Annotated in this window: 12 protein-coding genes and 1 pseudogene; 1 reads left to right on the top strand and 12 read right to left on the bottom strand. The window is 74.4% G+C overall.

What is annotated here, in order from left to right:
* The 5 genes and pseudogenes from EAO71_RS38415 to EAO71_RS01605 form a co-directional block, all read right to left on the bottom strand.
* Positions 1-141, bottom strand: a pseudogene (locus EAO71_RS38415) (sugar kinase); the annotation flags it as partial.
* A complete protein-coding gene (locus EAO71_RS01620) occupies positions 93-1,415 on the bottom strand; it encodes an NAD(P)/FAD-dependent oxidoreductase (protein ID WP_147975966.1) in 1,323 nt (440 codons plus the stop codon). The pseudogene EAO71_RS38415 and the gene EAO71_RS01620, both read right to left, overlap by 49 nt.
* A complete protein-coding gene (locus EAO71_RS01615; protein ID WP_147975965.1) occupies positions 1,393-1,740 on the bottom strand; it encodes a (2Fe-2S)-binding protein in 348 nt (115 codons plus the stop codon). Before EAO71_RS01615 ends, EAO71_RS01620 begins: the two co-directional genes overlap by 23 nt.
* 44 nt (positions 1,741-1,784) lie before the next feature.
* Complete coding sequence (locus EAO71_RS01610) at positions 1,785-2,975, bottom strand: NAD(P)/FAD-dependent oxidoreductase (protein ID WP_147975964.1); 1,191 nt, start codon at positions 2,973-2,975, stop codon at positions 1,785-1,787.
* 173 nt (positions 2,976-3,148) lie between these two features.
* Entirely contained in the window at positions 3,149-4,525 is a 1,377-nt protein-coding gene (locus EAO71_RS01605) for an aminopeptidase P family protein (RefSeq protein ID WP_147975963.1), read from the bottom strand.
* A gap of 241 nt (positions 4,526-4,766) precedes the next feature.
* Between EAO71_RS01605 and EAO71_RS01600 the strand changes: the two genes are divergently transcribed.
* Positions 4,767-7,121, top strand: a complete 2,355-nt coding sequence (locus EAO71_RS01600) for a collagenase (protein ID WP_261991938.1) — start codon at positions 4,767-4,769, stop codon at positions 7,119-7,121.
* A gap of 78 nt (positions 7,122-7,199) precedes the next feature.
* Here the strand turns inward: EAO71_RS01600 and EAO71_RS01595 are convergent, their stop codons facing one another.
* The 7 genes from EAO71_RS01595 to EAO71_RS01565 all read right to left on the bottom strand — a co-directional run bounded on the left by EAO71_RS01595 (position 7,200) and on the right by EAO71_RS01565 (position 12,630).
* Entirely contained in the window at positions 7,200-7,622 is a 423-nt protein-coding gene (locus EAO71_RS01595; RefSeq protein ID WP_147975961.1) for a GlcG/HbpS family heme-binding protein, read from the bottom strand.
* Between the two features lie 70 nt (positions 7,623-7,692).
* The gene (locus EAO71_RS01590; RefSeq protein WP_147975960.1) at positions 7,693-8,907 is read right to left on the bottom strand and encodes an MFS transporter; all 1,215 of its coding nucleotides are present in this window, start codon (positions 8,905-8,907) and stop codon (positions 7,693-7,695) included.
* A 118-nt stretch (positions 8,908-9,025) separates the two neighbouring features.
* The gene (locus EAO71_RS01585) at positions 9,026-9,847 is read right to left on the bottom strand and encodes a hypothetical protein (RefSeq protein WP_147975959.1); all 822 of its coding nucleotides are present in this window, start codon (positions 9,845-9,847) and stop codon (positions 9,026-9,028) included.
* Positions 9,844-10,890 carry a SpoIIE family protein phosphatase gene (locus tag EAO71_RS01580; protein WP_147975958.1) on the bottom strand — a complete coding sequence of 349 codons (1,047 nt, stop codon included), beginning with the start codon at positions 10,888-10,890 and terminating at the stop codon, positions 9,844-9,846. Before EAO71_RS01580 ends, EAO71_RS01585 begins: the two co-directional genes overlap by 4 nt.
* The gene (locus EAO71_RS01575; RefSeq protein WP_410093938.1) at positions 10,887-11,336 is read right to left on the bottom strand and encodes an ATP-binding protein; all 450 of its coding nucleotides are present in this window, start codon (positions 11,334-11,336) and stop codon (positions 10,887-10,889) included. The genes EAO71_RS01580 and EAO71_RS01575 overlap by 4 nt, the downstream gene beginning before the upstream one ends.
* Entirely contained in the window at positions 11,333-11,746 is a 414-nt protein-coding gene (locus EAO71_RS01570) for an STAS domain-containing protein (RefSeq protein ID WP_147975956.1), read from the bottom strand. Before EAO71_RS01570 ends, EAO71_RS01575 begins: the two co-directional genes overlap by 4 nt.
* Positions 11,743-12,630: an STAS domain-containing protein gene (locus tag EAO71_RS01565; protein WP_147975955.1), complete on the bottom strand. Its 888-nt coding sequence runs from the start codon at positions 12,628-12,630 to the stop codon at positions 11,743-11,745. Before EAO71_RS01565 ends, EAO71_RS01570 begins: the two co-directional genes overlap by 4 nt.
* Positions 12,631-12,765 lie beyond the last annotated feature (135 nt).

Below are 12,765 nucleotides of genomic sequence, written 5' to 3'. Positions count from 1 at the left end.
GGCGTAGGCGCGGACGGAGTCCAGGAAACGGGAGCCGAGCTGGAGGCCCGCCCAGCCGCCGACGAGGATGCGCTCGGGCTGGAACAGGTTGATCAGGTCCGCGAATCCGGCGCCGAGGTACTCCGCCGTCTCCTCCAGCGGCAGATCTCCGTCGTGTCGTCGAGCCMGTGCCGCCAGCCCTCGCCGGGCGCGTGCGCCACGGCCATCAGCTCCGCGAAGGCCCGCAGCCGGGCGCGGGCCCGCAGCAGGGTCCTCAGCCGCCCGCGCGGGGTCCCGGTGGTGTCGCCCCGCAATCGGCGTGCCACCGCGAGCGCGGCCAACTCTCCTTCGGCCAGGGCCAGTCGGGCGCCACCGGGACCGGCGGTCTCGCCCGCCGACCACACCCCGGGCACCGAGGTCGCCTGACCCGCGTCGAGGACGAGGGCGGGCGCGCCGTCCGGAGTGCTCCGCACCGCGCAGCCGAGTGCGGTGGCCAGGTCGATCCGGGGCGCGAGTCCGTGCCCCACGGCCACGGCGTCGCAGCGGACGATCCGCCCGGTGCCGGCCACCGGCCGCCAGTCGCGGTCCAGCCGGGCCACGGTCACCGCCTCCACCCGTGAATCGCCGTGCGCCCGGATCACCGCGTGCCGGGCGTAGGCGCGTACTCCGTGCCGCAGAAGGGGGGCGAGGTGCCCGACGGCCTCGGCCGCCTTGCCGGGCGAGGCCGCGAGGACACCCGGCCGGCGGGCGTAGCCGAGGTATCCCGCGGCCTCGACCAGGGCGGGTACCCGGGCTCCCGCCGCGGTCAGCGACGAGGCCACCGCGAGCAGCAGCGGCCCGCTGCCCGCGACGACGACGCGCCGGCCGGGCAGGACCAGTCCCGCCTTGAGCATGGCCTGGGCGCCGCCCGCGCCCACCACCCCGGGCAGGGTCCAGCCGGGGAAGGGCAGGTGGCGCTCGGCCGCACCGGTCGCCAGCAGCACGGCCCGCCCCCGTACCGGCTCCGGGCGACGGCCCTCGCCGTCGGGGCCGGTGGCGGCGTGCACCGCCCAGCCCGCTCCGCCGGCGCCCGTCCCGGGGCCGGCGAGGGGCTCGGCCACCACCGCCCACACGTGGTGCTCCGGCAGATGGTCGCCGCCGCCCGCCTCCCATCGCCGGCGCAGTGCGGCGAAGGCCGGCCAGTCGTGGTGGAGAGCCTGCGGCCGCGTCGCCCCGAGCGCGGGTGCCGGGTGCCGGTAGAACTGGCCGCCCAGCCCCGCGTCCCCGTCGAGCAGGGCCACCGAGAGTCCCTGCTCGGCCGCGGTGACCGCGCCGGCGAGCCCGGCCGGGCCCGCGCCGACCACCACCAGGTCGTACGGCTCGGCCGGGTCGCCGGAGCGGGCGCGCCGGTCCGCCGGTCCGGCGGACCGGCCGTCAGGAGCGGTCGAGGGCGTCACGGCCGTGTCCCTCCTGGCGGGTGACGACGTCACCGGGCGTGGCCGGGACGAGGCAGGCCCGCCGGTTGGGCTCGCCGTTGACGGTGACCAGGCAGTCGAAGCACTGGCCGATACCGCAGAACGCCCCGCGCGGGCGCCCGCCGACCCGGGTGGTGCGCCAGGCGGTGATGCCCGCATCCCAGAGCGCGGCGGCGAGCGACCGGCCGGGGAGGGCGTCGACGGGCCGCCCGTCGAAGGTGAGGACGAAGGCCGGTCCGGGCCGCGCGTCCACGAGCGACCGTGGTGTGCGGTGCCGGGCCGCGCGGCGCGTGAGGCGACGGAACATGCTCTCTCCCAGTCGACGGGGAACGGTGTGCGGGCTGTCGGGGTTCATGCGGGCCCGCCGGCCCGGTGAGGGTCCGCCGCGCCCGGAGCGAAGCGGCCGGGGCGGAAGGGGCGGGCGTCGAGGCCGGGATCGGCGCCGGTCAGGAACCGTGCGACGAGCAGTCCGGTGGCCGGGGCGAGCCCGATCCCGGCCCCTTCGTGTCCGCAGGCGTGCAGCAGCCCCGGGATCCGCGCGTCCGGGCCGATCGCCGGCAGGTGGTCCGGCAGGTACGGGCGGAAGCCCGCGTAGGCGCGCGTCACCCGCACCCCGGCCAGCACCGGGAACAGGCGGGCGGCTCCCGCGGCGAGCCGGCCGAGGGCCTCGGTCGACAACGAGCGGTCGAAGCCGACCCGTTCACGGCTCGCCCCGATCAGGACCGGCCCCGCGGGGGTTCCCTCGACGACGGGGGAGGTCTGGAGCGCGGCGGAGTCGCTGGCGACGTCGGCGACGTAGTCGGCCGCGTACACCTTGTGCCGCACCAGCCTCGGCAGCGGCTCGGTGACCAGGACGAAGCCGCGGCGGGGAAGGACCGGCAGCTCGGTGCCGGCGAGCCGGGCCAGCGCGCCGCCCCAGGCTCCGGCCGCGTTCACCACGTACGGGGCGGGGACGGAGGCACCGGTCGAGGTGCGGACGCCGCGCACCGATCCGTCGGGGCCGGTGAGCAGGGCGGTGACCTCCTCACCGAGGCGGAGGACGGCTCCCGAGGCGCGCAGCAGCCGGGCGGCGGCCAGCGCGGGCTGCACCTGGGCGTCCTGCGGGTAGTGGAAGGCGCCGGCCCGGCCGGCGGCGAGGTGCGGCTCCAGGTCGTGGAGCCGGTCCCCGGAGACCTCGTGCGCCTCGACGCCCGCGGCGCGCTGGGCGGCCGCGAACCGGCGGAGGGCGTCCAGGCCCGGCCCGTCGGACGCGACCACCAGACCCCCCTTGGGCTCGAACTCGGTCCGCGCCCGCAGCGGGTCGGGCAGTTCGCGCCACAGGCGGTGCGAGAGCAGGGCGAGTTCGAGCTCGGGGCCGGGTTCCTTGTCGGAGACGAGGAGGTTGCCCTCGCCGGCCCCGGTCGTGCCGCCCGCGACCGGACCCCGGTCGAGCACGGTGACGGACAGGCCCGCGCGGCCGGCGTAGTAGGCACAGGCCGCGCCGATCATGCCGGCGCCGACGACGATGACGTCGGGCGCCGTGGAGGAGTGTCTCGTGGGCACGGCTGTAATATTTCACATGCCACTGTGCTTGCCAAGGGTTCCAACACGGGCCGTCCACAGCGGATTTGGGCGGCGCGGGCGCGGGGCGGACCGCGCGCACCGCGGGGTGCCGCGGCGGCGGCGCGCGTCGCCCGGAGCCGTGCGCGCCGCCGCCGCGGACCGCCCGCCGTGCGTCAGCCGTCGAGCAGCGCGCCCATCCACGACTCGACCGCGTCGGCGGTACGGGGCAGCGCGCCGGACATGAGCCGCGCCCCGTCCTCCGTGATGACCAGGTCGTCCTCGATGCGGACGCCGATGCCCCGCAGTTCGGGCGGCAGTGTCTCGTCGTCGGGCTGGAGGTACAGCCCGGGCTCGACGGTCAGGACGTGCCCCACGGCCAGGGTTCCGTCCCGGTACTCCGCCGCCCGGGCGCGGGCGCAGTCGTGCACGTCGAGGCCGAGCATGTGCCCGCTGTTGCACAGGGTGTAGCGCCGGTGCAGGTCCCCCCGCGGGTTCTTGAGCACGCCCCAGTCGGCGAGGCCCTCGGCGATGACCCGCACGCACGCCCGGTGGAAGTCCCCGTAGGCCGCGCCCGGGCGCAGCGCCGCGATGCCGGCCTCCTGCGCGGCCAGGACCAGGTCGTACACCTGCCGCTGGACGGGCGAGAAGCGGCCGGACAGGGGCAGGGTGCGGGTGATGTCGGCGGTGTAGAGGGTGTCCGTCTCCACCCCCGCGTCGAGCAGCAGCAGGTCGTCCCGGTGGAGTCGGCCGTCGTTGCGTGTCCAGTGCAGGACGCAGGCGTGGGCGCCGGAGGCGGCGATGGTCTCGTACCCGGTGCCGTTCCCCTCGGCGCGGGCGCGCAGGTCGAAGACCCCCTCGATCCAGCGTTCGCCCCGCCGGTGGGCCAGCGCGCGGGGCAGGGCGCGCACGACGTCCACGAAGCCGGCCGTCGTGTGGTCCACGGCGGCCTGCAGCTGCGCGACCTCCCAGACGTCCTTGATCAGACGCAACTCGCTGAGCACGGATGCGAGTTCCGGGTCGGTGGCGGCGTCGCGCCCGGGCGGGAGCGGGGCGAGGCGGTCCAGGTGCGCGCAGCGGATGCCGGTGAGGCGTCCGGCCTCGGCGAGGTCGGGGCGGCGGCCCACCCAGAACTCGCCGTAGCGGCGGTCGCGGTAGAACTCCTCGCCCCGCTCGCCGCCGTCGCGCGGCGAGCGGGGCCGGATGTACAGGACGGCCTCGTGTCCCGCCCCGTCCGGCTCCAGCACCAGGACGTGGCCCGCCTGGTCCTCCCCGGCGAGGCCGGTCAGCCAGACGTAGGCGGAGTGCGGGCGGAAGCGGTGGTCGCAGTCGTTGGAGCGGACCCGCAGTTCGCCCGCGGGGACGATCAGCCGCTCGCCGGGGAATCGGGCGGACAGCCGTGCCCGCCGGGCGGGGGTGAGGTCGGCGCCGGGGACGCGGGTGCCGTCCGGCAGCGGTGACGGTGCCCAGCCCTCGGCCATGAAGGCGGCGAGTTCCGGGGACACCGGCAGGTCGTGACCAGCGGTGTACGGGCGCGCGGGCGTCTCGGTCATGGGCACTCCTGAGGGTGGGAGACGGTGCGGGCGGGGCAGGCGCGGCGGGGTCGCGGAAGGCCGGCCGGCGGCATCCGGCTTAGCGGATACGGAAACTGACGGCGCATGAGGCTTCTCAGTGCAATTTCACATTGCTATGTTACACGCCGTGCCGCGGCCTCCAAGGGCATCGATGAACCCAACGACCCTGAAACCGCGGCCAGTTCGGCGTTCCCACCCACCCCCCATGTCAGGAGACCTCGTGTCCCAGCACAGAGCCCTGCGCTCCACCCTGATCGCCACCGCGCTCGCGGCCGCCCTCACCGCGCCCCTCGGGCAGATGGCGCAGGCGGTGGACCGCGAGGTGCCCGCCGCCTTCGCCGCCCGGCAGACCCCGCCGGCCGCGCCGGTGTCGTACGTCCCGAACCCGCACGACGAGGTCGAGCGTCTGGGCAAGGCCCCCGTGCCGGTGAGCCGGCCGGCTGCCGCGCCCGCCGGCGTCACCGCCGGCCGGGTGCCCGGCGTCCGGCCCGGCGGGAACGAGGCGAACACCCTCCGTGCGGCGTCCCGTCCGGCCGTGACCGCGAACGGCGTCCCGTGCACGCTCGACGGCGTCACCGGCCTGACGCCCACTCAGCTCGCCGACTTCCTCGCCGACCCCGCCGTGCAGGCCGAGGGCTGCCTGCGCGGACTCGTCTGGAACTGGGACGCCCGTCTCGCTCCGGTGATGTCGGACGCCCACGTCCAGGCCGTCGCCGCCCGGATCGGTTCCCTCGCCGCCGGCCACGACGGCACCGGCTCCAGTCATCTGCCGGAGATGTTCACCTACCTGCACGCCGTCGCGTACCACGACTTCGGCCGCCCCGAGATCGACATCACGGACGCGCCCACGGTCGAGGCGATACGCGCCGCCGTCGCCGCGTACGCCGCCGCCCCGCACACCTTCGACGTCACCCCGCAGAACGCCCAGACCCTGCGCGAAGCCCTCTACGCCGCCAGCGCACCGGGGCTGCGGCAGCACCAACTCGGCCTGATCGTCCAGGTCCTGATCCGGATGGACGCGGCACACCCGCAGACCTCCGGGGATCCCGGCTGGGCCGGGGCCGCGCTCGCCGCGCTCTCCGTGAACTACCTCGGCGTCTACCCCGGCAACCAGGACACCGCCTTCCGCGCGGCCGCCGAACGCAGCCCCGCCTACCGCGCCGCGTTCAAGGCGTTCGCCGGCCACACCCATCTGAAGGGCACGGCGAACGAGTGGCTGGTGCGCGACGCCCTCGGCGAGTACGGCCGCTTCGGGCAGATCGACGGCCTGCGGGCCGGGACCGTCGCCGACCTCGGCGCCCTGCTGGCTCCCGTCGAGAGCGGCTTCGGCACCGGCAGCGCCCCCTGGGCCTCCCTGGTCAACTGGCTGAACCACTACGAGGCCTGCGCGCCGTACCGCGTCTGCAAGGCCGACATCGAGGCGCGGATCTTCCCGCACACCTACACCTACGACCAGGGCGCCATCAAGGTCAGGACCGGACTGGACCGCGCCACCGTCGACCAGCTCTACTACGCGAGCAAGCAGGTGAAGGCGCAGTTCCACCGGGTCCTGGGCACCGAGCAGCCGCTGGCCGGAGATCCCAACGGCGTCCTCACCGTGGTGCTGTACGCCTCGCGCCGCGACTACGAGACCTACCACCCCCTCCTGACCGGGATGGGCACGGAGAACGGCGGTGTCTACATCGAACGCGGCGCCACCTTCTACACCTACCAGCGGCGCGTCCCCCAGGACTCCAGCCTCACCCTGGAAGAGCTCTTCCGCCACGAGTACGTGCACTACCTCAACGGCCGCTACGCCGTCCCCGGCTTCTTCGGCGAGGGGCCGTGGTACGAGAACGACCGCACCACCGCCATGGACGAGGGCACGGCCGAGTTCTTCGACGGCGCCACCCGCGACGACGGCATCGCCGTCCGCAAGTCCCTGGTCCAGGGCGTCATCCGGGACACCGCGGGCGGGGGACCGCGCATGAGCGTCGACCGGATCCTGCACGCCACCTACGAGGGCGACGGCTTCCGCTTCTACCCCTACGCCGGCACCTTCTTCGAGTACCTGTGGACGGAGCGTCCCGCCCTGCTCCAGGCCATGTACGGGTACCTCCGCGCCGGGGACGTCCAGGGGTACGACACCTGGCGCGACCGGATCGGCCGGGACGCGGGGACCCAGCGCGACTACGACGCCTTCCTCGACCGGCAGATCGCCCGGGTGGACGACCTGTTCGTGCCGGACACGAGCCACCAGCCGACGGCCGGGCTGCGGCACGCCACGGCGGCGGCGATACGCTCCGCCTTCGCCGCCGCCACGGGCAGCACGCCCACCTGCACGACGGCCGCCGACAAGGTCCTGCCGCGCTTCCGGTGCGCCGGGCGCGTCACGGCGAACCTCGCCGACGCGGGCGACCCGGACCGGGTGTTCAAGGACATGTCCGAGACGGTCGACTACTTCGTGCTCGACCGGAGCCTGGGAGGCGGCAACAACTTCGCGGACATGAACTGCTCGTTCGGCCCGGTGGAGATCTGGTCGGACCGGCGGGCCGGCACCTCGTCCTTCGTCTGCGAGGGACCGCTGCGCCGCTGACTCGCGGGGGCGAGCCGGAGTACGCCGCCGCCCCCTCCCGGCCTGGCCGGAAGGGGGCGGCGGCCGAAGCCGCAGGGGTCAGCCGAGAGTGGCGACGGCGGCCGTGGCGAAGGCGTGGTCCTGTTCGGGGGCACCGCCGCCGACGCCGACGGCGCCGATGAGCCGGCCGTCGCGGTGGACGGGGAGCCCGCCGGCGATGAAGAGGAGCGGCCGGTCGAGCGCCGTGGTCAGCGAGTGGAAGGGGCCGTCGGGCTTGACCAGGTCGACCAGGTCGGCGGTGGCCGAGTCGAGCTGGAGGGCCGTGTAGGCCTTGCGGGTGCTGGTCTCGCCCGAGACGAGGACCGCCCGGTCGTCGCGCCGGAAGGCGAGGAGGTGGCCGCCCGCGTCGAGGACGCTGACGCTGACGGTGACCCCGGCGCTCTCGGCGGCGCGGCGGGCCGCGCTCAGCAGGACCTCGGCGTCCTGCGTGGTCAGGGGGGTGACGGTGGTGGTGGTGCTCATGGTGCTTCCTTCGTGATGCGGTGAACGGTGGGGGAGTGGACCGGGGGTGCCGGTCCGGGGCGGGACCGGTTCAGTGGCGGCCGGCCGGCACGGGCGCCGCCTGGGCCGGGGCGTCCTGCGCCACCGGCCGGGTCCGGGCGCGGGTCCGCCGGTCCAGCGAGGCGGCGAGGATCGCGAGGAGCAGCGCCGAGCCGGAGAGCAGGGCGCCCACCCAGTTGGGGGCGGTGTAGCCGAGGCCCGCGGCGATCACGACGCCGCCGAGCCAGGCGGCCAGGGCGTTGCCGAGGTTGAAGGCGCCGATGTTGGCGGCGGAGGCCAGGGTCGGAGCGGCGGACGCCTGGTCGAGGACCCGCTTCTGCAGCGGCGGGACGGTGGCGAAGCCGAGCGCGCCGATCAGCGTGAGGGTGATCGCCGCCAGGACCTTGTGGTGCGAGGTGGCGGTGAAGACCAGCAGCACCACGGACAGGGCGGTCAGGGTCGTGAAGAGCAGGGGCATCAGGGCGCGGTCGGCGAACTTCCCGCCGAGGATGTTGCCCAGGAACATGCCGATGCCGAAGAGGACGAGCAGCCAGGTCACCGCGCCCTCGGTGTAGCCGGCGACCTCCGTCATCATCGGCGTGATGTAGGTGATCGCCGCGAACACGCCGCCGTAGCCGAGGACGGTCATCGCCATGGCGAGCCACACCTGGACGTTCTTGAAGGCGGCGAACTCGGAACGCACGTCCGGGCTCTCGGGCCGGCCCGTCGCGGGGACGAGCTTCGCCACGCCGAGGAAGCCGAGCACGCCGAGGGCGGCGACGAGGGTGAAGGTGACGCGCCAGCCGGCGGCCTGGCCGATGGAGGTGCCCAGCGGGACGCCCACGATGTTGGCCACGGTCAGGCCCATGAACATCAGGGAGATGGCGGACGCCTTCTTCTCCGGGGCGACCAGGTCGGCGGCGACCACCGAGCCGATGCCGAAGAACGCGCCGTGGGCCAGCGAGGCCACGATCCGGCCGGTCAGCATCAGGCCGAAGGAGGGGGCGACCGCGGACAGCAGGTTGCCGACGACGAAGAGGCCCATGAGGAAGAGGAGCATCTTCTTGCGGGACACCCTGGTGCCGAGCACCGTCAGCAGCGGGGCGCCGAAGACCACACCGAGTGCGTATCCGGTCACCAGCCAGCCGGCGGTGGGGATCGAGACACCGAAGTCACCCGCGACCTGCGGGAGCACTCCCATGATCACGAACTCGGTGGTGCCGATCCCGAAGGCCCCGATGGCCAGGGCCAGGAGCGCGAGAGGCATGGCGAAGCACCTTCCATTGATTGCATGCGTTGCTTGCTTGCGTCGACAATAGTTGCACGCGCTGGATAAATGCAAGCGCGGACTAATGCGGGCGCGCGCTGATGCAGGCGCGGGGCAATCAGGTGGCGGGGAGGGTGCGACCGGGAGGGCGCCCTGCTCTCCGGCGGGCCGCGGGTCCGGACGACGCCGATGAGGCGATCCTGGCGGCGGACGAGCAGACCGCGGCGGAGTGGGCGGCGTTCGGGTCCGCCGGCTCGTCGAAGAGCCATACGTCGACCTGGGACGCGTAGTCGSGGACGAGCAGCTCGGGAAGGCATCGCAGGATGTCCTCCTGGTCCAGGGACGCGGTCACGGCCGCGCTGGCGTCGGCGAGGAACGTCAGCAGTCGTCGCCCCTTCTCCGCCTGCCCGCGGGCCGTTCGCTCGGCCTCGAGCAGGTCTCGCTGGGTCCGCGCGGCGGCTTCGAGTTCGGCGTGCAGGGCGAGCACTCCCTGGTTGGTCTGGTKCAGCTCCTCGCGGTGCAGCCGGAGCTGCTGCTCCGCCTCGTCCAGCCGGCGCAGGATCGCCGCGGTCTGCTCGTCCGCCGCCAGGATCGCCTCATCGGCGTCGTCCGGACCCGCGGCCCGGGGCGGGTTCCCTGCCGGAGGGCAGGGGCAGGGAAGGGTCAGCCGCCACAGCGGCGTGTGGTCCCGCTCGGGCGGGACGGGCTTCGCGACCGCTCGTACGTGCAGGGTCGCCTCGGCTCCGGACGGCTGGACGGTCAGGGTGAGTTCCACGCCGCCCCGACCGATGTCGTCGCGGAGGCGCGTGGTGAGCGCCGTAAGGAAACGGGCCTGCTCGACCGCGGTCGCCCCGAGGGCGGCGGCGAGCCGGGCGGCGGAGTTCCGGGCGCGGACGGCGTCGGCGGCCGAGGAGACGTCGAGGACTTTCCGTGGGATCACAGGCGCCCGATCGGTGGCTCGGAGGCGAGGACGGCCACACACGTGTCGTCGCGGCCGGGGCTGGCGGCGCTGCTGGCGTCCCGGAGGACGGTCGCGGCGATCACCGCCGGTTCGTGGGCGAGGAGGGCGGGGTCCTCGGGCGGCAGCCATCGGCTGGGCAGTCCGTCGCTGTGCAGGACGAGCAGACTGCCCGGCCCCCAGGGCACGCGGCGCACGGGTACGGTCGCCGGGTACTGGGCGCCGACGATGCCGGGGTGGGAGACGAGGTGCTCCCACGCATCGCCGGTGCGCAGACGGGCGCCTATGTTGCCGACTCCCGCGAAGACGAGTTCGCCGMCGGCCTCGKCCGACTGGGCCACGGCGACCGCGGCGCCGCGGGTGGCCCGCAGGGCCGTGTGCATGTGCCGCAGGATCTCGGCGGGCGGCAGGTGGCCGACGCGGTGGAGCTCGTCCACCGCCGCGCCGGACGCGTGAGCGGCCTTGACGCCGTGGCCGAGGCCGTCGGCGAGCATCAGGGTCGTCCGCGAGCCCGACCGGACGCAGCTCCAGGCGTCGCCGGAGTGCTCTGCCTGGGCGAGGGGGAGGTTGATCCCTCCGCTCCGGACCGTGGAGCGGTCCTCCCGCCGCCTGGCGTCCTGGCCGATCCGGGCGACCGCGACGGTGCCGCGCCCGGTGCTGTACAGGCCGAACGCGCTCGAGATGCGCAGGCAGGTGCCGAGGCCGGCGCCGAGGGACGCCTCGCTGGTGGTGTAGCCGTCGCGCATCGCGGCGGCGACGTCGTGGATGCCGGGGCCGTGGTCGAGGGCGACGAGCTGAACCTCCGGGCCGCGGGCCTCTGTTCCCGGGTGGTCGACGAGCTCGATCGCCAGTCGGCCGCCTCCGGCGTGCTTGAGCAGGTTGGTCGCCAGTTCGGTGGCCACCAGTGCCGCGACCGCGGTGCGGTGGGGGTCGAGCCCGGCGCGGGCACCGGCCTCCTCGGTCGCCACCCGGACGTCGCGCACCCGGGTGGAGTCGTGCACCGGGACGATCCAGACGCGTGTCATACGGGCCTCGCGCGAGCGGCCGGCACGCCGGCGGCCCAGGCCACCAGGGTCACGACGGTGCCCTCACCGGGCCGGGTGTCGATGGTGAACTCGTCCACCAGTCGCCTGGATCCGCTGAGGCCCAGCCCGAGGCCGCCCCCGGTGGTGAAGCCGTCGGTCATGGCCAGCTCGACGTCACGGATGCCGGGGCCGGTGTCGGTGAACGACAGCTGCAGTCCACGGGTCGGTCCCTTGGTCCTCGGGGTGATCTCCGCGTGCCCTCCGCCGCCGTGGATCAGGGTGTTCCGGGCGAGCTCGCTGGCCGCGGTGACGAGCTTCGTCTGCTGCACGAGTCCGAACCCGAGCTCGGCCGCGAACCGCCGCACCTGGTGCCGCACCCACGCGAGGTCCGCGTCGGAGCCGATGGGCAGGCTCGTCGCGGTGTCGGGGTCGGAGGCCGGCGTCACGCACACCCCGCGCGGTCGCCCTGGACGTCCGCGGAAGCGTCCGGCCGGAGCAGTGCGAAGGCGTGCTCGGCGTCGAGCGCGGTCACCAGGCCGGGCAGGGTCAGGCCCAGCTCGACCAGGGTGATCGCCACGGCGGGCCGCATCCCGCACAGGACGGTGCGAGCCGCCAGCAGGCCGGCGTTGGCGGCGATCTCGGCGATGGCCCGGCCCAGGAACGAGTCCACGACATCGACTCCGGAGACGTCGATGACCACGCCGCTCGCCCGGCTCCGCGCGACGCGGTGGGTGATGTCCTGCTGGAGTTGCTCGACCCTGCCGTCGTGCAGCTCTCCCTGGAGGGAGACCAGGAGGACGTCCCCCAGGGCCAGGACCGGGACCACGGCCGAGTGGCCCGGCGGGGCGGCGGTCATCGCGGCTTCACGGCCGCGTGGGAGACGACCATGCCCTGCTGGGTGAGCGCGTACGCCAGGGCGTCGGCCAGAGAGCTGCGCGTGAGCACCGAACCCAGGTCGATTCCGAGGTGCACGATGGTCTGCGCGATCGCGGGGCGGATGCCGGAGACGATGCATTCGGCGCCCATCAGGCGTGCCGCGGCCACCGTCTTCATCAGGTGCTGCGCGACGAGCGAATCGACCGTGGGCACGCCTGTGATGTCCAGGATGGCGTAGCCGGCCCGCTGCTCCACGATGGCGTCCAGCAGCGACTCCATGACGACCTGGCTGCGTGCGCTGTCCAGGGTGCCTATCAGGGGCACCGCGACGATGCCCTCCCACAGGCTGATCACCGGAGTGGCCACTTCCAGCAGTTGCTGTCGCTGCCGCGCGATCAGCTCCTCGCCGGCGATGACCGTCGTCTCCATGATCACCAGGCTCAGGGTGCCCATCAGGACGGTGAGGGCCGTCGGAACCTCGTGCGCCACGTCTTCGGGCAGGTCGTGGAGTTCGCCACGCAGCGACTCGGCGGCCGTCACCCGCAGGCCGGCCGCCTCCTCCGCGATCTGCGCCGGGCTGAATCCACTGCGCGCACGGGAAGCGGCCATACGCCCCAACTGCTCCCGCACCGGGTCGAAGCCGGGGGACGCGATGTCGTCCAGCCGGCCGGTCGAGGCGACGTCCGCCAGCGCGTCCACGACGGTCTTGCACGCCTCCACGGCCTCGTCGCGGGAGACGGTGAAGACCGTCCGGAACAGGGGCGCGTCCGCCCATCGCTGGGCGATCTGCTCGCGACGGCGTTCCAGGAAGGCCCTCAGCTCCCGCGCCGCCGAATCGGCCGTTGCCTGGTCCGACACCTGCATCGTCTCCCTCGAGGATCGTTGGTCGCGCCGGGACCGGCACAACCCATTCAATCATTGCCACATGACAACTAATGACACTGCGCACGCGGCGGAAGCGACACAGCATCGACACATTCACGACTCGGCATCTCCGCG

Source organism: Streptomyces sp. MS191 (genome assembly GCF_008042125.1).
GTDB lineage: Bacteria > Actinomycetota > Actinomycetes > Streptomycetales > Streptomycetaceae > Streptomyces.
This window is presented reverse-complemented; position numbering and strand designations above follow the sequence as displayed.

Excerpts from the sequence above, each read along its gene's own strand:
- EAO71_RS01595 (WP_147975961.1), bottom strand. The coding sequence starts at position 7,622 with ATGAGCACCACCACCACCGTCACCCCCCTGACCACGCAGGACGCCGAG.
- EAO71_RS01570 (WP_147975956.1), bottom strand. The coding sequence starts at position 11,746 with ATGACCGCCGCCCCGCCGGGCCACTCGGCCGTGGTCCCGGTCCTGGCC.
- EAO71_RS01590 (WP_147975960.1), bottom strand. The coding sequence starts at position 8,907 with ATGCCTCTCGCGCTCCTGGCCCTGGCCATCGGGGCCTTCGGGATCGGC.
- EAO71_RS01605 (WP_147975963.1), bottom strand. The coding sequence starts at position 4,525 with ATGACCGAGACGCCCGCGCGCCCGTACACCGCTGGTCACGACCTGCCG.
- EAO71_RS01615 (WP_147975965.1), bottom strand. The coding sequence starts at position 1,740 with ATGTTCCGTCGCCTCACGCGCCGCGCGGCCCGGCACCGCACACCACGG.
- EAO71_RS01565 (WP_147975955.1), bottom strand. The coding sequence starts at position 12,630 with ATGCAGGTGTCGGACCAGGCAACGGCCGATTCGGCGGCGCGGGAGCTG.